Genomic DNA, 22,851 nt, shown 5'->3' with positions numbered 1-22,851 from the left:
GACACGGACGGCGGCACGGTGCTGCTGACCGGCGGTACGGGCGGCCTGGGCCGGATCCTCGCGCGGCACCTGGTCGTGCAGCACGGCGTACGGGATCTGCTCCTCGTGAGCCGGCGCGGGCCGGCCACCGGGGGCATCGACGCCGTGACGGCTGAACTGACCGGTCTGGGTGCCCGCGTCTCGGTCGCGGCCTGCGACCTCGCCGACCGTACGGCCGTCGACGCCTTGCTCGCCGGGGTGCCGGCCGACCGCCCGGTCCGGGCGGTGGTGCACGCGGCCGGTGTGCTGGATGACGGGACTGTGGAGTCGCTGACGCCGGAGCGTCTGGCGGGTGTGCTGCGTCCCAAGGTGGACGCGGCGTGGAACCTGCACGAAGCGACCAAGGACCTGGACCTCGACGCCTTCGTCCTCTTCTCCTCGGTGGCGGGGACGTTCGGCAGCGCGGGCCAGGCCGCCTATGCGGCGGGCAACGCGTTCCTGGACGCGCTCGTGGAACACCGCCGCTCCTCCGGGAGGACTGCGGTATCCCTGGTGTGGGGTCCGTGGTCGCAGGAAGCGGGGATGACGGAGGGGCTGTCGGAGACGGACCGGCGGCGTATCGCGCGCTCGGGTCTGCCGGCGGTCACGGCGGAGCAGGGCACCGCGTTGTTCGACGCGGCCCTGGTCTCGGGCGAGCCGGTCGTCCTCCCTGTACGCCTCGATCTGGCCGCACTGCGGGGCCGGGAGGACGTTCCGAATCTGCTGCGCGGTCTCGTCCGTGCGCGCAGGCGTCGTTCGGCGGCCGGTGGTTCGGCGGCGACGGCGGGGCTGGTACAGCGACTGGAGGCTCTGGAAGAGGCGGAGCGTCGCGAGATGATGCTGGACCTGGTGCGTGGTCAGGTCGCGATCGTTCTGGGTCATTCAGGTGTGCAGAGTGTCCATCCTGACCGGGCTTTCCAGGATCTGGGCTTTGATTCGCTGACGGCGGTGGAGCTGCGCAATCGGCTGGGCAAGGTGACGGGGCTGCGGCTGGCGGCGACGGTGGTGTTCGACTATCCGACGGCCACGCTTCTCGCCGGTCATCTGCTGGACGGTGTCTTCGGTGCGGAGGCGGCGGCGGTGGTGCCGGTGGCGGCGTTGCCGTCGGTGGCGGACGATCCGGTGGTGATCGTCGGGATGGCGTGCCGTTATCCGGGTGGGGTTGCCTCGCCCGAGGACCTGTGGCGGGTTGTGTCGGAGGGTGTGGACGCGGTCTCGGAGTTTCCGTCGGACCGTGGCTGGGATGTGGAGTCGCTCTACAACCCGGATCGCGGGGCGTCGGGTACGTCGTACACGCGCTCGGGTGGATTCCTGCATGACGCGGCTGAGTTCGATCCGGAGTTCTTCGGGATGAGTCCGCGGGAGGCGGTGGCCACGGACGCGCAGCAGCGGTTGCTGCTGGAGACGACGTGGGAGGCCATCGAGCGTGCCGGGATCGACCCGGTGTCGCTGCGCGGCAGCCAGACCGGCGTCTTCGCCGGCGTCATGTATCACGACTATGCCAATCTGCTGGCCGGTCCCGAGTTCGAGGGCTACCAGGGCAGCGGCAGCGCCGGCAGCATCGCCTCCGGTCGTGTGTCTTACACGTTCGGGTTCGAGGGTCCGGCGGTGACGGTGGACACGGCGTGTTCGTCGTCTCTGGTCGCCATGCACTGGGCGGCGCAGGCGTTGCGTTCGGGTGAGTGTTCGCTGGCGGTGGCCGGTGGTGTGACGGTGATGTCGACGCCGACGACGTTCGTGGAGTTTTCGCGTCAGGGTGGGTTGTCGGCGGACGGTCGGTGTCGTTCGTTCGCGGATGCGGCTGATGGTGTGGGCTGGTCCGAGGGTGTGGGGATGGTGGTGCTGGAGCGTCTGTCGGATGCTCGGCGTCATGGGCATCGGGTGTTGGCGGTGGTGCGTGGTTCGGCGGTCAATCAGGATGGTGCGTCCAATGGTTTGACGGCGCCGAACGGTCCTTCGCAGCAGCGGGTGATTCGGCAGGCGTTGGCCAGTGGTGGTCTGTCGGTGGCGGACGTGGATGTGGTGGAGGCGCATGGGACGGGGACCACGCTGGGTGACCCGATCGAGGCGCAGGCGCTGCTGGCTACCTATGGGCAGGACCGTGCTCCGGAGCAGCCGTTGTGGCTGGGGTCGGTGAAGTCGAATCTGGGTCATACGCAGGCTGCCGCGGGTGTGGCGGGTGTGATCAAGATGGTGATGGCGATGCGGCACGGGGTGCTGCCGCGGACGTTGCATGTGGATGCTCCGTCGTCGCATGTGGACTGGTCTGCGGGAGCGGTGGAGCTGCTGACCGAGGTGCGGGAGTGGCCGGGAGCGGAGCGTGTGCGCCGGGCGGGTGTCTCCTCGTTCGGTATCAGTGGCACCAACGCGCACCTCATCCTGGAACAGCCCGAGGTAGAGACGGAGGGCGAGGGGGCCGCTTCCCTGAGCCCGGGTGTGGTGCCGCTGGTGGTGTCCGGGCGGTCGCCGGAGGCGTTGCGGGCGCAGGCGGGACGGTTGCGGGAGTTCCTGGCGGCCGGGTCGGCGGATGCGCTGGACGTGGCGTTCTCGCTGGCCACGCAGCGTTCCCGGTTCGATCACCGTGCGGTGGTGGTGGCCGGAGACCATGACGGGGCGCTCGCGGCGCTGGAGGAGGGCCTGCCGAACGCCGGGGTCGTCGAGGGCGTGGCCACCGGCACGGGACGTACCGCGTTCCTGTTCTCGGGGCAGGGTTCGCAGCGGCTGGGGATGGGGCGTGAGTTGTATGCGCGGTTCCCGGTGTTCGCGGAGGCGTTCGATGCCGTGTGTGCGGTGTTGGACGGGCTGTTGGGGCGTCCGTTGCGTGAGGTGGTGTGGGGCGAGGACGCCGAGTCGCTGAACGGGACGGAGTTTGCTCAGGCGGGTCTGTTCGCCGTTGAGGTGGCGTTGTTCCGTTTGGTGGAGTCGTGGGGTGTGCGGCCGGAGTTCGTGGCCGGGCATTCGATCGGTGAGGTGGCGGCGGCGCATGTGGCGGGGGTGTTCTCGCTGGAGGATGCCTGTGCGTTGGTGGCGGCGCGTGGCCGGTTGATGCAGGCGCTTCCCGCGGGTGGCTCCATGGTGGCGGTGGAGGCCACCGAGGCGGAGGTGCTTGAGCACCTGGAGGCCGTCGCGGGTGCGTCGATCGCGGCTGTCAACGGGCCGGCTTCCGTGGTGGTCTCCGGTGTGGAGGACGCGGTGGAGGCGGTGGCCGACGCGTTCCGGGAGCAGGGACGGCGTACGTCCCGTCTGCGGGTTTCGCATGCCTTCCACTCGCCACTGATGGAGCCGATGCTCGATGAGTTCCGCCAGGTCGTGGAGGCCCTGTCGTACGAGCGCCAGCGGATCCCCGTCATTTCCAACGTGAGCGGTGCACTGGCGGAACCGGGACAGGTGCAGGACCCCGAGTACTGGGTGCGTCATGTGCGTGAGGGGGTGCGTTTCGACGACGGTGTGCGGGCCCTGGTCGAGCAGGGCGTGTCGCGGTTCGTGGAGCTGGGTCCGGACGGTGTGCTCTGCGGTATGGCGCGAGAGCGTGCGGGTGAGGACGCGGTCCTGGTCCCGGTGCTGCGCAAGGACCGTGACGAGGAGGGCACATCGCTGGCCGCTCTCGGCCGGCTGCACGTCACCGGTGTGAGCGTCGACTGGGCCGCCGTCCTCGACGGCACCGGCGCCCGTGCCGTCGACCTGCCGACGTACGCCTTCCAGCGCCGGCGCTACTGGCCGGCCGACGTGCCGACGCGGGCCGGGGACATGCGTTCCGCCGGTCTCGGTGTCGCCGGGCACCCGCTGCTGGGTGCCGCCGTCGAACTCGCTGGAACCGAGGGTGCGGACGGCGTCGTCCTCACCGGTCGGCTGTCGACGCAGTCACACCCGTGGCTGGCCGACCACGTCGTTCAAGGTGCCGTACTGGTGCCGGGTACGGCCCTGTTGGAGCTGGCCGTTCGGGCCGCCGACGAGGTCGGCTGCGACGTGGTCGAGGAACTGACCCTGTCCACCCCACTGGTGCTGCCCGACCGCGGCGGCATCCACATACAGGTCAGGGTAGGCGCGCCCGATGAGGACGGTCGGTGCTCCTTCGGCGTGCACGCGCGCGCCGAGAACGCCACCGGTGCCCCCTGGACCGTCCATGCCACCGGAGTCCTGGCGCCCGGAAGCGCCACGCCCACCGGCTTCGACACCTCGGTCTGGCCCCCGCAGGACGCCGCGCCGGTCGACGTGAGTGACTGCTACGAGCGGCTTGCCGAAGCCGGATTCCACTACGGGCCGTCCTTCCAGGGGCTGCGTGCCGCCTGGCGGAGTGGCGACGAGCTGTTCGCCGAGGTCGCTTTGGCGGACGGGACCGAGGGTGACGCCTTCGGCCTGCATCCGGCGCTCTTCGACGCCGCATTGCACGCCTTCGTCGTCGGTGACGACGGCCGCGGCGGGGTTCCGTTCTCCTGGGGCGGAGTGCGCCTGTATGCCTCTGGTGCTTCCGCACTGCGTGTTCGGCTCAGCCGGGACGCCGACGGCACCATGGCCCTGGAACTGGCCGACACCGCCGGCGCCCCCGTCGCCTCGGTGGAGTCCCTGACCGTGCGCCCGCTGGCAGCCGGGCAGCTCGACGCCACCGGCCGTGACTCACTCTTCCAGGTGCAGTGGGTGTCGGCTCGGCCCATGAGCGATACCACCGGGCTGGGTCCGGTGGGCCTGTTGGACGGTGACGCGGGGCTCGCGGGCCTGCCGGGTGACGGATTCGTGACGTTCGCGGATCTGGCGGATCTTGCGGGTGCGGGTGAGGTGCCGGGGACGGTGCTGGTCGGGGCCGATGCTGGTGCCGGTGGTGCTGATGTGGTCGGTTCCGTGCACGACGCTGCGGTGCGGGCGCTGGAGTTGATCCGTGCCTGGCTGGCGGAGGAGCGGTTCGCCGCATCGCGCCTGGTGTTCGTCACCCGTGACACCGAGGGCGCCACTGACCTGCACGCCGCCGCTGTGCGGGGGTTGGTGCGGTCGGCGGTGTCCGAGCATCCTGGGCGTTTTGGTCTGCTCGATGTGGGGGGTGGCGCGGACGCTGAGTCGGTGGTGGCTGCGCTGGCGTCGGGGGAGCCGGAGGCGGCTGTCGTCGGTGGTGGGGTGCGGGTGCCGCGGTTGGCGCGCGTGGTTCTGGACGCGGTCGCGGATGGGGGCGGGGGTGCGGGTCTGGAGTGGGGCCGTGGTCCGGTTCTGGTGACGGGTGGTACGGGTGGTCTGGGTCGGGTGGTGGCTCGGCATCTGGTGGTGGAGCGCGGGGTTCGTGAGCTGCTGCTGGTGAGTCGTCGTGGTCCGGCGGCGGAGGGGGTTGAGGGGCTGGTCGCGGAGTTGTCGCGGGCCGGTGCGCGTGTGTCGGTCGAGGCTTGTGATGTGGCGGATGCGGCTGCGGTCGCTGCCCTGGTCGCGCGGCACGGGGTGGGTGCGGTGGTGCACTCGGCCGGTGTGCTGGATGACGGGACTGTGGAGTCGCTGACGCCGGAGCGTCTGGCGGGTGTGCTGCGTCCCAAGGTGGACGCGGCGTGGAACCTCCACGAAGCGACCAAGGACCTGGACCTCGACGCCTTCGTCCTCTTCTCCTCGGTGGCGGGGACGTTCGGCAGCGCGGGCCAGGCCGCCTACGCGGCGGGCAACACCTTCCTCGACGCCCTGGCCCGCCACCGTCGCTCGTTGGGTCTGCCCGCCACCTCCCTGGTGTGGGGTCCGTGGTCGCAGGAAGCGGGGATGACGGAGGGGCTGTCGGAGACGGACCGGCGGCGTATCGCGCGCTCGGGTCTGCCGGCGGTCACGGCGGAGCAGGGCACCGCGTTGTTCGACGCGGCCCTGGCCTCGGGCGAGCCGGTCGTCCTCCCCGTACGCCTCGACTTCCCGGCGCTCCGGGCCAGGGGCGAGGTTCCGCCGCTGCTGCGGGGCCTGATCAGGACCCCTGCTCGCCGTAGCGTCGCGGCGGCGGGTTCCGCCACGGCCTCGGATCTGGCAGCACGGCTCAACGCGCTGAGCGAGGCGGAGCGCCGCGAGATGATGCTGGACCTGGTGCGTGGTCAGGTCGCCATCGTTCTGGGTCATTCCGGGGTGCAGAGTGTCCACCCTGACCGGGCTTTCCAGGATCTGGGCTTTGATTCGCTGACGGCGGTGGAGCTGCGCAATCGGCTGGGCAAGGTGACGGGGCTGCGGCTGGCGGCCACGGTGGTGTTCGACTATCCGACGGCCACGCTTCTCGCCGGTCATCTGCTGGACGGTGTTCTGGGTACGGATGCGGCGGCGGTGGTGCCGGTGGCGGCGTTGCCGTCGGTGGCGGACGATCCGGTGGTGATCGTCGGGATGGCGTGCCGTTATCCGGGTGGGGTTGCCTCGCCCGAGGACCTGTGGCGGGTCGTGTCGGAGGGTGTGGACGCGGTCTCGGAGTTTCCGTCGGACCGTGGCTGGGATGTGGAGTCGCTCTACAACCCGGATCGCGGGGCGTCGGGTACGTCGTACACGCGCTCGGGTGGATTCCTGCATGACGCGGCCGAGTTCGATCCGGAGTTCTTCGGGATGAGTCCGCGGGAGGCGGTGGCCACGGACGCGCAGCAGCGGTTGCTCCTGGAGACGACGTGGGAGGCCATCGAGCGTGCCGGGATCGACCCGGTGTCGCTGCGCGGCAGCCAGACCGGCGTCTTCGCCGGCGTCATGTACAACGACTACGGCAGCATCCTGACCGGCGAGCAGTACGAGGGCTACCGGGGGAACGGCAGCGCCGGCAGCATCGCCTCCGGTCGTGTGTCCTACACGTTCGGGTTCGAGGGTCCGGCGGTGACGGTGGACACGGCGTGTTCGTCGTCTCTGGTCGCCATGCACTGGGCGGCGCAGGCACTGCGCTCGGGCGAGTGCTCGCTCGCCGTCGCCGGTGGCGTGACGGTGATGGCCACTCCCACCGCCTTCGTCGAGTTCTCCCGCCAGGGCGCCCTGTCACCCGACAGCCGCTGCAAGGCATTCTCCGACTCCGCGGACGGTGCCGGTTGGTCCGAGGGTGTGGGGATGGTGGTGCTGGAGCGTCTGTCGGATGCTCGGCGTCATGGGCATCGGGTGTTGGCGGTGGTGCGTGGTTCGGCCGTGAACCAGGATGGTGCGTCCAATGGTTTGACGGCGCCGAACGGTCCTTCGCAGCAGCGGGTGATTCGGCAGGCGTTGGCCAGTGGTGGTCTGTCGGTGGCGGACGTGGATGTGGTGGAGGCGCATGGGACGGGGACGACGCTGGGTGACCCGATCGAGGCGCAGGCGCTGCTGGCCACCTATGGGCAGGGGCGTGAGGGAGACCGGCCGTTGTGGCTGGGGTCGGTGAAGTCGAATCTGGGTCATACGCAGGCTGCCGCGGGTGTGGCGGGTGTGATCAAGATGGTGATGGCGATGCGGCACGGGGTGCTGCCGCGGACGTTGCATGTGGATGCTCCGTCGTCGCATGTGGACTGGTCCGCGGGTGCGGTGGAGCTGCTGACCGAGGTGCGGGAGTGGCCGGGAGCGGAGCGTGTGCGCCGGGCGGGTGTGTCCTCGTTCGGGATCAGCGGTACGAATGCGCACCTCATCCTGGAACAGCCCGAGGTGGAGACGGAGGGTGAGGGTGTCGTTTCCCTGAGCCCGGGTGTGGTGCCGCTGGTGGTGTCCGGGCGGTCGCCGGAGGCGTTGCGGGCGCAGGCGGGACGGTTGCGGGAGTTCCTGGCGGCTGGGTCGGCGGATGCGCTGGACGTGGCGTTCTCGCTGGCCACGCAGCGTTCCCGGTTCGATCACCGTGCGGTGGTGGTGGCCGGTGACCATGACGGGGCGCTCGCGGCGCTGGAGGAGGGCCTGCCGAACGCCGGGGTCGTCGAGGGCGTGGTCACCGGCGCGGGGCGGACCGCGTTCCTGTTCTCGGGGCAGGGGTCGCAGCGGCTGGGGATGGGGCGTGAGCTGTATGCGCGGTTCCCGGTGTTCGCGGAGGCGTTCGACGCCGTGTGGGCGGGACTCGATGAGCATGTGGAGCGTCCGCTGCGCGAGGTGATGTGGGGTGAGGACGGGTCCGTCCTCGACGGCACCGCGTATGCGCAGGCGGGTCTGTTCGCCGTCGAGGTGGCTCTGTTCCGGCTCCTGACGTCGTGGGGTGTGCGGCCGGAGTTCGTGGCCGGGCATTCCATTGGTGAGGTGGCTGCGGCGCATGTGGCGGGGGTGTTCTCCCTCGCAGACGCCTGTGCGCTGGTCGCCGCGCGTGGCCGGCTGATGCAGGCGCTTCCCGCCGGTGGCTCCATGGTGGCGGTGGAGGCCACCGAGGCGGAGGTACTTGAGCACCTGGAGGCCGTCGCGGGTGCGTCGATTGCGGCGGTCAACGGTCCGTCGTCGGTGGTCGTTTCCGGCGTCGAGGAGGCCGTCGCGGCGGTGGCCGAGGTGTTCCGGGAGCAGGGACGCAGGGTGAGCCGGCTGCGGGTTTCGCATGCCTTCCACTCGCCGCTGATGGAGCCGATGCTCGATGAGTTCCGTGGGGTGGTTGCGGGGCTGTCGTTCGGTGAGCCGCGGGTGCCGGTGGTGTCGAATGTGACGGGCCGGGTGGCGGAGGCCGGTGAGCTGGCAGACCCGGGTTACTGGGTGCGTCATGTGCGTGAGGCGGTGCGTTTCGACGACGGCGTGCGGGCTCTGGTGGAGCAGGGTGTCTCGCGGTTCGTGGAGCTGGGTCCGGACGGTGTGCTCTGCGGAATGGCGCGAGAGCGTGCGGGCGAGGACGCGGTCCTGGTCCCGCTGCTGCGCAAGGACCGTGACGAGGAGGGCACATCGCTGGCCGCTCTCGGCCGGCTCCACGTCACCGGTGTGACCGTCGACTGGGCCGCCGTCCTCGACGGCACCGGCGCCCGCGCCGTCGACCTGCCGACCTACGCCTTCCAACGCCGGCGCTACTGGCCCGAGACGACCGCCGTCACGGCGGCGGACCCGAGGTCGGCCGGTGTCGACGCCGCGGAGCACCCGTTGCTGGGTGCGGTGGTGGCTCTGCCGGACTCCGGTGGCGTGGTGCTGACGGGCAGGTTGTCGGTGGAGGCGCAGCCCTGGCTCGCCGACCACGTGGTTCTCGGCCGCATCCTGCTGCCCGGCACGGGCCTGGTGGAGATGGCCCTGGCGGCCGGCGAGGCGGCAGGCTGCGCCACCGTGGAGGAGCTGACCTTGGCGGCACCCCTGGTGCTGCCCGAGAGCGGCGGTCTCCAGGTGCGGGTCGTCGTCGGTCCGCACACGGACGCGCGTCGCACGGTCGCCGTCTACTCGCGCCCCGAGAACGCCGGTGATGCGCAGTGGACGGCTCATGCCTCCGGTTTCCTCACGGAGACGGCTGCGGCGGCTGCGGCCGAGTGGGGTGAGTGGCCGCCGGCGGGTGCCGAGGTGCTGCCGGTGGAGTCGGCGTACGAGGTCTTCCGGGAGCGTGGTTACGGGTACGGGCCGGTGTTCCGGGGGCTGCGGGCGGCGTGGCGTCGAGGGGAGGAGTTGTTCGCCGAGGTGGCGCTTCCGGAGGAGGCGTCGGGCGAAGCGGGCCGGTTCGGCCTGCACCCGGCCCTGCTGGACGCCGCGATGCACGCGGGCATCCTCAACGACACCGACGACGAGACGGCCGTCCCGTTCGCCTGGAACGACGTCTCCCTGCACGCGGTCGGCGCCGCCGCTGTCCGTGTCCGGATCGGTCGGCTCGACGGCCGTGCCGTCTCCCTGTCCGTCGCCGACGTGACCGGTGCCCCGGTCCTGACGGTCGGTTCCATAGCCAGCCGTCCGCTCTCCGCCGACCAATTCGTCACCGCATCCGCTGACGGGGGCGCGCTGTACGGCACCGCATGGGTGCCGACCGCCGTGGACGCTACCGCGGAGCCGGCCTGGGCTGCCTGGCCCGAGGTCGCCGAGGGCGGCGAGGACGCCGACGTGCCGGGCGTGGTGCTGCTGGACTGTGGCGTGTCTGACGGTTCTGTGGGTGTGCCGGTGGGTGTGCGGTCGGTGTTGGACCGGGTGTTGGGTGTGGTGCAGGAGTGGCTTGCCGGTGAGCGGTTCGCGGGTTCGCGTCTGGTGGTGGTGACGCGGGGTGCGATGCCGGTGGGTGTGGGTGGTTCGGCTGCTGCGGGTGATGTGGTGCAGGCTCCGGTGTGGGGTCTGGTGCGTGCGGCGCTCGCGGAGAACCCGGGGCGGTTCGCCCTGGTTGACCTGGAGGAGGACCACGGCCAGGACCAGGACCAGGATCTGGACCCCGACGCGCGCGTGCCGGCTGATGTGGATGCCGCGGTGGCGGCGGTGGTCTCGGGTGAGTCCGAGGTCGTGGTGCGTGGTGGCGCGGTGCTGGTGCCCAGGCTGACGCGTCTGCCGGACGACCAGGCCGGTCAGGACGACACACACCCCGCTGGTCAGGCCGACAGCCTCGCGTCGATACCTGCGTTGGATGGTTCGGGTGCGGTGTTGGTCACGGGTGGTACGGGTGGTCTGGGTGCTGTGGTGGCCCGGTATCTGGTGGCTGAGCGTGGGGTGCGGGATCTGGTTCTGGTGTCGCGGCGTGGTCCGGGGGCGCCGGGTGCGGTGGAGCTGGCCGGTGAGCTGCGGGGGTTGGGTGCCGCGGTGCGGGTGCTGGCTTGTGATGTGTCGGATCGTGGGGCTGTGCGGTCGTTGGTGGATTCGCTGGTGGCGGATGGTGGTCTGCTGGCGGTGGTGCATGCGGCCGGTGTGGGGGACAACGGGCTGGTGGGTGCGTTGTCGCCGGAGCGGCTTGATGGGGTGCTGGGTCCGAAGGCGGATGCGGCGTGGTGGCTGCATGAGGCGACGGCGGGTCTGGAGCTGGCGGCGTTCGTGTTGTTCTCTTCTGCGGGTGGTCTGGTGTTGACGGCCGGGCAGGGCAACTATGCGGCGGCGAATGTGTTCTTGGACGCGTTGGCGGCGTGGCGTCGGGCCGGGGGGTTGGTGGCGACGTCGATGGCGTTCGGGTTCTGGGATGTGGGTGCTGGTCTGGGTCAGTACTTGTCTGAGGTGGACCGGCGGCGGATGGCTGCGCAGGGTTTGCCGGTGCTGTCGGCTGATGCGGGTCTGGCGTTGTTCGCGCGGGGTCTGGATCGTGGTGAGGCGACGGTGGTGCCGTTGCGGGTGGATGTCGCGGCGTTGGGTGTGCGTCGTGATGAGGTGCCGGCTCTGTTGCGGGGGTTGGTGCCGGTGAGGCGTGCGGCGGCTGCGGCGTTGCCGGCGGCTGGAGCGGGTGAGGGGGGTTCGCCGGCTGGTCGGCTGGCGGGGCTTGGCCGGGCGGAGCGGCATCGGACGGTTCTGCGTCTGGTGCGGGAGCAGGTGGCTTCGGTGCTGGGTCATGGTTCGGTGGAGGCGGTCGGCGCGGACCGGGCGTTCCAGGAACTGGGTTTCGACTCGCTGGCCGCGACCGAACTGCGCAACCAGCTGAACACCCTGACCGGGCTCCGGCTCCCGGCGACCCTGGTCTTCGACCACCCCAACGCCCTCGCCGTCACCGAGCACATCGTGTCTCGACTCGACGGCAGCGAGACCGCACGGGCGGCCGACGCGAACGGTGCCGGCGCCGGACGGCCCGCCGACGACGAGCCCATCGCCATCATCGGCATGGCCTGCCGCTACCCGGGCGGGGTCACCACCCCCGAGGAACTGTGGCGCCTGGTCATGGACGGCACCGACACGGTCTCCGACCTCCCGGACGACCGGGGCTGGGACGTGGAGGACCTCTACGACCCGGAACCGGGCAAGGAGGGCAAGAGCTACACGCGCCGCGGCAGCTTCCTGCACGACGCGGCCCAGTTCGACCCCGGCTTCTTCGGCATCTCACCCCGTGAGGCCCTGTACATGGACCCGCAGCAGCGCATGCTGCTCGAGACCTCGTGGGAGGCCCTGGAGCGGGCGGGCATCGACCCCACCTCGCTCAAGGGCAGCAGGACCGGTGTCTTCGCCGGTGTGATGTACCACGACTACGCGCTCAACGTCTCGCCCTCCGGCACCGCCGGTGGCAGCGTGGCGTCCGGTCGGCTCTCGTACACCTACGGCTGGGAAGGCCCGGCCGTCACCGTCGACACCGCCTGCTCGTCCTCGCTCGTCGCGCTGCACCTGGCGGTGCAGGCGCTGCGGTCGGGGGAGTGCTCGCTCGCCGTGGCAGGTGGCGCCACCGTGATGTCGACGCCCGGCATGTTCGTCGAGTTCAGTCGCCAGCGCGGTCTGTCCGTCGACGGCCGCTGCAAGGCGTTCGCGGGCGCGGCGGACGGTGTCGGCTGGTCCGAGGGCGTCGGTGTGCTCCTGGTGGAACGTCTCTCGGACGCGGTGCGCAACGGGCACCGGGTGCTCGCGGTCGTCAAGGGCACGGCCGTCAACCAGGACGGCGCGAGCAACGGGCTGACCGCCCCCAACGGCCCCTCCCAGCAGCGCGTGATCCGCCAGGCGCTGCTGGGCGCCGGAGTCGCCCCGTCCGAAGTCGACGTGGTGGAGGCGCACGGTACGGGCACCACGCTCGGCGATCCGATCGAGGCGCAGGCGCTCCTCGCCACGTACGGCCAGGACCGGCCCGAGGACCGGCCGCTGCTGCTCGGCTCGGTCAAGTCGAACATCGGCCACACCCAGGCCGCCGCCGGTGTCGCCGGCGTCATCAAGATGGTCATGGCGATGGAACACGGCACGGTGCCGCGCACCCTGCACGTCGACCGTCCTTCCCCGCACGTCGACTGGACCGAGGGCCACGCCGAACTGGTCACCGAGGAACGGCCCTGGCCGGCCACCGGTCGGCCGCGCCGGGCCGGCGTCTCCGCCTTCGGCCTCAGCGGCACCAACGCACACGTCGTACTGGAGCAGAGCCCCACCCGGACCGCGGACGAAGCGCGGCCCGCAGCCGGAACGGATTCCGCCACCGGGCGTCCCGCACCCGCCGTCCTGCCCTGGGCACTGTCCGCGGCCACCCCCGAGGCGCTGCGCGCCCAGGCAGCCCGGCTGCTCGACCACGCGACGGCACGCCCGGACGACCGTCCGTTGGACACGGCGTACGCGCTGGCCACCGCCCGCACCGCGTTGGAGTCCCGCGCGGTGGTGCTCGGCACCGGCCGAGACGAGATCCTGACCGGACTGCGGGCCCTCGCGGAGGGCACGGACGCCCCCGGCGTGATCACCGGCGAGGCACGGTCCGTCGGCACCACCGCGTTCCTGTTCTCGGGTCAGGGCTCCCAGCGCCTCGGCATGGGGCGTGAACTGTACGAGAACTTCCCGGTGTTCGCGGAGGCTTTCGACGCGGTGTGCGCGGGACTCGACGAGCACCTGGAGCGTCCGCTGCGCGCAGTGGTGTGGGGCGAGGACGCCGAGTCGCTGAACGGCACCGCGTACGCGCAGGCGGGTCTGTTCGCCGTCGAGGTGGCACTGTTCCGGCTCCTGGCGTCCTGGGGCGTCACTCCCGACCTGGTGGCCGGCCACTCCATCGGCGAGGTGGCGGCGGCACACGTCGCCGGGGTGTTCTCCCTCGCGGACGCCTGTGCCCTGGTCGCCGCGCGCGGCCGGCTGATGCAGGCGCTTCCCGCCGGCGGCACCATGGTGGCGGTGGAGGCCACCGAGGAGGAGGTCCGGGAACAGCTGGACTTCCACGAGGCCGAAAGCGTGTCGATCGCCGCCGTCAACGGCCCGACCTCGGTGGTGGTCTCGGGCGTGGAGGAGGCCGTCGAGACGGTCGCCGAGGTGTTCCGGCAGCGGGGACGCAGGGTCAGCCGGCTCCGCGTCTCGCACGCGTTCCACTCGCCGCTGATGGAGCCGATGCTCGACGCGTTCCGTGAGGCCGTCGAAGGACTGTCGTTCGCGGAGCCCCTGGTGCCGGTGGTGTCCAACGTGACCGGCCGGATCGCCGAGGCCGGCGAACTGACCACCCCGGACTACTGGGTGACGCACGTCCGCCGGGCCGTCCGGTTCGCCGACGGTGTCCGCGCCCTCCGCGCCGCCGGAGTGGACCGCTGCGTCGAGATCGGCCCCGAGGCGGTCCTGACCGGGATGGCCCGGACCTGCCTCGACCGTGCCGAGGACGCCACCGTCCTGCTCGTGCCGACGGCCCGCAAGGGCCGCGACGAGACGTTCGCTCTCCTCACCGCGCTCGCACACCTGCACACCGCGGGCACCGCGGTCGACTGGTCCGGCTTCTTCGACGGCACCGGTGCCCGTGCCGTCGACCTGCCGACGTACGCCTTCCAGCGGCAGCGCTACTGGCTCGCCGCGACCGGCGCGGCTCCCGCGGCGACGGAAGACGTCGGACTCGACGCCGCCGAACACCCGTTGCTGGGTGCGGTGGTGACTCTGCCGGACTCCGGCGGCGTGGTGCTGACGGGCAGGCTGTCGGTGGAGGCGCAGCCCTGGCTCGCCGACCACGTCGTCCTGGGCCGCATCCTGCTGCCCGGTGCCGTCCTCGTCGAACTGGCCCTGGCGGCCGGCGAGGCCGTCGACTGCGCCACCCTGGAGGAACTGACCCTCGCGACGCCGCTGGTGCTGTCCGAGCGGGGCGGCGTCCAGGTCCGTGTGATCGTCGGGCCGCCCACCGCCGAACGCCGCACCGTCACCGTCTACTCCCGCCCCGAGGGCACCCGGCAGGATTGGGCCACCCATGCCACGGGCTTCCTGACGGAGACGGTCGCCGAGACCGCACCGGCCGGGCTCGACGAGCAGTGGCCGCCGGCGGGTGCCGAGACGCTGTCGGTGGAGGCGGCGTACGAGGTCTTCCGTGAGCGTGGGTACGGGTACGGCCCGGTGTTCCGGGGGCTGCGTGCGGCGTGGCGTCGGGGGGAGGAGCTGTTCGCCGAGGTGGCGCTTCCGGAGGAGGCGTCGGACGAGGCGGGCCGGTTCGGCCTGCACCCGGCGCTCCTCGACGCCACCATGCACGCCGCGATCCTCAACGACAGCACCGACCCCGGCCACGAGGACGACGACGGCGGCACGGTGATCCCGTTCGCCTGGAACGACGTCTCCCTGCACGCGGTCGGCGCCGCCGCCGTCCGCGTCCGGATCGCCACCGCCGAGGACGGCGGCATGGACATCCGGGTCGCCGACGTGACCGGCGCGCCGGTCCTGACGGTCGGCTCGATGGTGGGCCGCCCGGTCTCCACCGAGCAACTCGGCGCGGTCCCGGGCGAAACGGGTGCGCTGTACGGCATCACCTGGGTGCCGGACACCGGGAAGAGCGGGGCAGACGCACGCTGGATCCCGTGGAGCGAGGTCGCCGACGCGGCCGGCGCGGTGCCGGACGTGGTGGTCCTGGACTGCGGTGCCGCCGACGCCCCTGGCGCGTCTGACGGTTCTGTGGGTGTGCCGGTGGGTGTGCGGTCGGTGTTGGACCGGGTGTTGGGTGTGGTGCAGGAGTGGCTTGCCGGTGAGCGGTTCGCGGGTTCGCGTCTGGTGGTGGTGACGCGGGGTGCGATGCCGGTGGGTGTGGGTGGTTCGGCTGCTGCGGGTGATGTGGTGCAGGCTCCGGTGTGGGGTCTGGTGCGTGCGGCGCTCGCGGAGAACCCGGGGCGGTTCGCCCTGGCGGATCTGGACCCCGACGCGCGCGTGCCGGCTGATGTGGATGCCGCGGTGGCGGCGGTGGTCTCGGGTGAGTCCGAGGTCGCGGTGCGTGGTGGCGCGGTGCTGGTGCCCAGGCTGACGCGTCTGCCGGACGACCAGGCCGGTCAGGACGACACACACCCCGCTGGTCAGGCCGACAGCCTCGCGTCGATACCTGCGTTGGATGGTTCGGGTGCGGTGTTGGTCACGGGTGGTACGGGTGGTCTGGGTGCTGTGGTGGCCCGGTATCTGGTGGCTGAGCGTGGGGTGCGGGATCTGGTTCTGGTGTCGCGGCGTGGTCCGGGGGCGCCGGGTGCGGTGGAGCTGGCCGGTGAGCTGCGGGGGTTGGGTGCCGCGGTGCGGGTGCTGGCTTGTGATGTGTCGGATCGTGGGGCTGTGCGGTCGTTGGTGGATTCGCTGGTGGCGGATGGTGGTCTGCTGGCGGTGGTGCATGCGGCCGGTGTGGGGGACAACGGGCTGGTGGGTGCGTTGTCGCCGGAGCGGCTTGATGGGGTGCTGGGTCCGAAGGCGGATGCGGCGTGGTGGCTGCATGAGGCGACGGCGGGTCTGGAGCTGGCGGCGTTCGTGTTGTTCTCTTCTGCGGGTGGTCTGGTGTTGACGGCCGGGCAGGGCAACTATGCGGCGGCGAATGTGTTCTTGGACGCGTTGGCGGCGTGGCGTCGGGCCGGGGGGTTGGTGGCGACGTCGATGGCGTTCGGGTTCTGGGATGTGGGTGCTGGTCTGGGTCAGTACTTGTCTGAGGTGGACCGGCGGCGGATGGCTGCGCAGGGTTTGCCGGTGCTGTCGGCTGATGCGGGTCTGGCGTTGTTCGCGCGGGGTCTGGATCGTGGTGAGGCGACGGTGGTGCCGTTGCGGGTGGATGTCGCGGCGTTGGGTGTGCGTCGTGATGAGGTGCCGGCTCTGTTGCGGGGGTTGGTGCCGGTGAGGCGTGCGGCGGCTGCGGCGTTGCCGGCGGCTGGAGCGGGTGAGGGGGGTTCGCCGGCTGGTCGGCTGGCGGGGCTTGGCCGGGCGGAGCGGCATCGGACGGTTCTGCGTCTGGTGCGGGAGCAGGTGGCTTCGGTGCTGGGTCATGGTTCGGTGGAGGCGGTCGGCGCGGACCGGGCGTTCCAGGAACTGGGTTTCGACTCGCTGGCCGCGACCGAACTGCGCAACCAGCTGAACACCCTGACCGGGCTCCGGCTCCCGGCGACCCTGGTCTTCGACCACCCCAACGCCCTCGCCGTCACCGAGGTCATCGAGGAGGAACTGGCCGCCGCGTACCCCGAGACCGGCCCGGACGGCGGTGGGACGGACACGGAGGACGGCATTCGCCGCGCCCTGTCGTCGATCCCGACCCGGCGCCTGCGCGACGCGGGCCTGGTCGAGACGCTGCTCGAACTCGCCGACGAGGCCGGTGCCCTGCCGGACACCGAGCGGGACGCCCTCCTGGCGTCGCTGGACGCCGACGACGAGGACGACACCGCCCACGCCGCGCACGGAACCGTCGAGACCGACGGAACCGGCGAGCACGAGCGTAAGACCGGCAGCGACGCCGACCCCGCTGACGGCGACGCGCCCCGGGCCGGCCTCGACGACACCGGAGCCACCGGTACCACCCTCACCGGCGACGACGGTGACACCGGCGCCCTGCGCGCCGCCCGGGCGGAGACCGCCCGGCTGCGCCGGGACAACCGCAGGCTGGCCGCGGCCCGGCACGAGCCCATCGCCATCGTCGGCATGGCCTGCCGCTACCCGGGCGGAGTCACCTCCCCCGAGGACCTGTGGCGCCTCGTCACCTCCGGCGAGGACGCGATCGTCCCCTTCCCGCAGGACCGCGGATGGGACCTGTCGATCCTGCGGGACCCCGAGGGCAGGCACCCCGACGGCCTGTACGCCAGGGAGGGCGGCTTCCTCGAAGGAGCGGCCGACTTCGACCCCGGGTTCTTCGGCATCTCGCCCCGCGAGGCCCTCGGCATGGACCCGCAGCAGCGCCTGGCCCTGGAGATGTCGTGGGAGGCCCTGGAGCGGGCCGGGATCGATCCGTCCTCGCTCAAGGGGAGCAGCACCGGTGTCTTCGCCGGTGTGATGTACCACGACTACCCGGGCAGCGACGGCAACGGCAGCGTCGTCACCGGCCGGGTCGCCTACAAGCTCGGCCTGGAGGGCCCGGCGGTCTCCGTCGACACCGCCTGCTCCTCCTCGCTCGTCGCGCTGCACCTGGCGGTGCAGGCACTGCGGCAGGGTGAGTGCTCGCTCGCCGTCACCGGCGGTGTCACCGTGCTGTCGACGCCCGCCGTGTTCGCCGAGTTCGGCCGCCAGGGCGGACTGGCGCCCGACGGCCGTTGCAAGTCGTTCGCCGCCGCGGCCGACGGCACCGGCTTCTCCGAAGGCGCGGGCTTCCTCGTGGTCGAGCGCCTCTCCGACGCCGTCCGCAACGGCCACGAGGTGCTGGCCGTGGTCCGCGGCTCGGCCGTCAACCAGGACGGCGCGAGCAACGGGCTCACCGCCCCCAACGGCCCTTCCCAGCGCCGGGTCATCCGGCAGGCCCTCGCCAACGCCCGGCTCGCCGCCGACCAGGTGGACGCGGTCGAGGCCCACGGCACCGGGACCACGCTCGGCGACCCGATCGAGGCCCAGGCGCTCCTCGCCACGTACGGCCAGGACCGGCCCGAGGACCGGCCGCTGCTGCTCGGCTCGGTCAAGTCGAACATCGGCCACACCCAGGCCGCCGCCGGTGTCGCCGGTGTCATCAAGATGGTGATGGCGCTGCGCAACGGACTGTTGCCCGCCACGCTCAACGTGGACGAGCCGAGCGACCAGGTCGACTGGACCGCCGGGTCGGTGGAGCTGCTCACCGAGCCGCGGGAGTGGACGGGCGGCGACCGCACGCGCCGTGCCGGCATCTCCTCCTTCGGCATCAGCGGCACCAACGCGCACGTCATCATCGAGCAGGCGCCCGCCGTCCCGGCCGGAGCCGCACCCGGTGCCCCACGCACCGAAGGCACGGGTTCCGGCGTGCCCACGGCTCCCGTCGTGCCGTGGCTGCTGTCCGCCCGCTCCCGGGACGCCCTGCGCGCCCAGGCGCAGCGACTGCTCCACCACCTCGCGGCGCACGGCCCGGCGGGCTCCGGCAGCGGGGCCGCGGTGCCGCGCCCGGTGGACGTCGCCTACTCCCTGGCGACCACCCGCACCGCCTTCGAGCACCGCGTGGCCGTCACCGGCACCGACCGGGAGGGCCTGCTCGCCGCACTCGGCGCCGTCGCGCGGGGCGAGGAGCCCGCCACGACGGCGGGCGAAGGACTGCTCGCCCTGCTCTTCCCCGGGCAGGGTTCCCAGCGGCTCGGTATGGGCCGCGACCTGTACGAGCGGTTCCCCGCTTTCGCCGAGGCGTTCGACGCGGTCTGTGCCGCACTGGACGAGCACCTGGAACGTCCGCTGCGCGAGGTGATGTGGGGCGACGACGAGACCGCGCTCCACGCCACCGCGTACGCCCAGGCCGCGCTGTTCGCCCTCGGGGTGGCCCTGTACCGGCTGACCGCGTCGTGGGGCGTCGCCCCCGACTTCGTGGCCGGCCACTCCGTCGGTGAGGTCGTCGCGGCGCACGTGGCCGGGGTGTTCTCGCTCGCGGACGCCTGTGCCCTGGTCGCCGCGCGCGGCCGGCTGATGCAGGCCCTGCCGGAGGGCGGCGCCATGGTCGCCGTACAGGCCACCGAGGAGGAGGTGCTGCCGCTCCTCACCGACGGCGTCTCCGTCGCGGCGGTCAACGGTCCGGCGTCCGTGGTGGTGTCCGGTACGGCGCGGGACGTGGAGAGCGTCGCCGCCGTCCTGCGGGAACGGGGACGGCGCACGACCGCACTGCGCGTGTCGCACGCCTTCCACTCGCCGCTGATGGAGCCGATGCTGGAGGAGTTCCGCGCGGTCGTCGCCGGCCTCTCCCCGCAACGGCCCGCGGTGCCGGTCGTCTCCAACCTGACCGGGGCCGTCGCCGACGCCGACGAGTTGTGCACCGCCGAGTACTGGACACGGCACGTCCGCGAGGCCGTCCGCTTCTCGGACGGCGTCCGTGCCCTGCACGAGGCCGGCGTGACCCGCTTCCTGGAACTCGGCCCGGACGGCGTCGCGGCGGCCATGGCCCGCGAGTCCCTCCCCGAGGAGGCCGTCACGGTCTCCGCCCAGCGTCGCACCGTGCCCGGTGAGGACGCCCTGGTGGAGGCGCTCGCCCGGCTCCACGGCCACGGTGTCCGCGTCGACTGGGCGGCGTTCTTCGCCGGACTCGGCGCCCGCCGTGCCGATCTGCCCACCTACGCCTTCCAGCGGCGCCGCTTCTGGCCCGCGGAGATGATGGCGAGGGGAGCGGGAGCGGAAGCAGCGGGCCTCGCGCCCGCCGATCACCCGCTGCTCGGCGGCGCGGTGGAACTCGCGGGCACCGACGGCCACCTGTTCACCGGGCGGCTCTCCCAGGGCACCCACGGCTGGCTCGCCGACCACCGCGTCATGGGCGCCGTCCTGGTGCCCGGCACCGCCCTCCTCGAACTCGCGGTCCACGCGGGCACCGTCCTCGGCTGCGACCGCGTGGAGGAACTGACGCTGGCCGCGCCGCTGGTCCTGCCCGAACGGGGCACGGTTCAGGTGCAGGTCGGCGTCGGCGCCCCCGACGAGTCGGGACGGCGCACCGTCCGTATCCACTCGCGGCCCGCGGACGACCCCGGAGCGCCCTGGACCTCGCACGCCGACGGCACCCTGGCATCCGGCGGCGCGGACACCCCCGCCACCGACTTCGACGCCACGGTGTGGCCGCCGGAGAAGGCCCAGCCGCTCGACGTCACCGGCCTCTACGAGCGCTTCGAGGACACCGGGTTCGTCTACGGGCCGGTGTTCCAGGGCCTGCGGGCCGCCTGGAGCAGGGACGGCGAGGTCTTCGCCGAGGCGGCCCTGCCGGAGAGCGCCGACGGCGGTGCGTTCACCCTGCATCCGGCCCTGTTCGACGCCGGACTGCACGCCGTCGCCCTGGCCGGCGCGGACGAGGACGCCACGACGACGGAGGAATCGGGCCCCGGCCGGGTCCCGTTCTCCTGGAACGGGGTGTCCGTACACGCGGTGGGCGCCTCCGCCGTACGCCTGCGGCTGTCTCGCGCCGACGACGGCACCCTCGCGATCGCCGTCGCCGACACCACGGGCACCCCGGTGGCCGCGGTCGCCTCCCTGGTGACCCGTCCGGTGGCCGCCGGACAGTTCGGCGGTACGGGCGGGGCGGACCGCGACTCCCTGTTCGTCCTGGACTGGGTGACCGTCGCGGACGCCGGTGACGCCGCCGCGCACACCGACGCGAGGTCCGGCCCGCTCACCGTGGTCGGCCCCGACGCCGCTCTGCTCGGGACCGCCGACATCGAGCGGGTGCCCGGCCTCACCGACCTCGGTGACCGCGCCGGTGCCATCACGGACGCCCCGGGCGGCGGCGGTGTGCCGCCGGTGGTCTGGCTGCCGGTCGGTACCGCCCCCGAGACGGAGCCCGGCACGGTCGGCCGGAGCGTGGCCGACGACGCGGCGGAGGCCGCCCGCACGGCGACCGTCAGGGTCCTCGCCACGGTCCGCGACTGGCTCGCCGAGGAACGGTTCGCCGCCTCCCGCCTGGTCGTCGTGACCCGGGGCGCCACCGACGGCGCCGACCCGGCCGCCGCCGCGGTGTGGGGACTCGTACGCGCCGCCCAGGCGGAACACCCGGGCCGGTTCACCCTGCTCGACCTGGAGTCCGCCGCCACCGGCCCGGCCGGAGCGACGGACCCGGCGGCAGCGCCCGACGGCACGCCGGCACTGCGGGCCGCCGCACGCTCCGACGAACCCCAACTCGCGCTGCGCGCGGGCCGGCTGCTGGCACCCCGCCTGGTGCGGACTCCGGTGCCGGGCACGCCTGCGCCCACGGACGCGCCCGCCCCCGACGCGCCCGCCGGCTGGGACCCCGAGGGCACCGTCCTCGTCACCGGCGGCACCGGCGGTCTGGGGGCCGCCGTCGCCCGCCACCTGGTCACCGCGCACGGCGTCCGCGACCTGCTCCTGGTCAGCCGGCGCGGCCCGGCCGCCGAAGGTGCCGGGCAGCTCACCGCCGCCCTGGAGGAGGCGGGGGCCCGGGTCACCGTCGTGGCCTGCGACGTGGCCGACCGGACGGCCGTGGACGCACTGCTGGCGGACATTCCCGCCGACCGCCCGCTGCGCGCGGTGGTCCACGCGGCCGGCGTCCTGGACGACGGAGTCGTCGACTCGCTCACCCCGGAGAGGCTCACCTCCGTACTGCGGCCCAAGGCGGACGCCGCCTGGCACCTGCACCAGGCCACAGCGGAGCTGGAACTCGACGCGTTCGTGCTGTTCTCCTCGGTGGCCGGCACCCTCGGCAGCGCGGGACAGGCCAACTACGCGGCGGGCAACGCCTTCCTCGACGCGCTGGCCCGCCACCGCCGGGACCGCGGACTTCCCGCGGTGTCGATGGCCTGGGGCCCCTGGACCCGGGGCAGCGGCATGACCGGCGAGTTGACCGAGGCGGACATCGCGCGCATGACGCGGGCGGGCATGCCTCCGATGACCCCCGAGCAGGGCCTGGCCCTGTTCGACACGGTCACCGGACCCGCGGGGTCCGCCCCGGCGGTCCTCCCGGTGCGACTGGACCTGGCTGCCCTGCGCTCCCTGGGCGAAGTGCCGCCGCTGTTCCGGTCGCTGATCCGGACCCCGGCCCGCCGGACCGCCACCGCGGGGAGCGCCGCCGCGCCCGCCGACCTCACCCGGCGGCTCACCGGCCTCACCCCGGCCGAGGGCCAGGAAGTCCTCCTCGACCTGGTGCGCGGTCAGATCGCGACCGTGCTGGGCCACGCGGGTCTGGCCGACGTCGAACCGACCCGCGCCTTCCAGGACCTCGGCTTCGACTCGCTGACCTCGGTGGAGCTGCGCAACCGGCTCGGCGCCCTCACCGGTGTCCGGCTGCCGGCCACGCTGCTGTTCGACTACCCGACGCCCAGCGAACTCGTCGCCCACCTGTACGCCAAGGTCGCCCCCGCCGCGGTGGACGGCCCCGAGTCGGTGCTGGCGGAACTGGACAAGCTGGAGCGCAGCCTCTCCGGCATCGAGGCCGGCAGCGAGGAGTTCGGTGCCCTCTTCGACCAGGTGGCCGGCCGGCTGGAGGTGCTCCGCAGCAAGTGGCAGTCGCTGCGGACCGAGGCGGGCACGGCGCCGGGGGAGAAGGCCGGGGACGAGTCCTTCGACTTCGACTCCGCCTCCGACGAGGACATGTTCGACATGCTCGACAACGAACTCGGGCTCTCCTGA

At 72.6% G+C, this 22,851-nt stretch carries 1 protein-coding gene (running past one end of the window); it reads left to right on the top strand.

The annotated features are described in order from the left end of the window. On the top strand, nucleotides 1-22,851 hold the 3' portion of the coding sequence (locus ACFZP7_RS01075) for an SDR family NAD(P)-dependent oxidoreductase (RefSeq protein ID WP_385633550.1). 9,429 nt of this gene lie to the left of the window's left edge; 22,851 of the gene's 32,280 nt are visible here — the last part of the coding sequence; its start codon lies off the left edge, out of view; the stop codon is at nucleotides 22,849-22,851.

Source organism: Streptomyces sp. SudanB5_2050 (assembly GCF_964272335.1).
GTDB lineage: Bacteria > Actinomycetota > Actinomycetes > Streptomycetales > Streptomycetaceae > Streptomyces > Streptomyces rochei.
The sequence above is the reverse complement of the archived record's forward strand: the minus strand, read 5'-3'. Positions and strand labels throughout refer to the sequence as shown.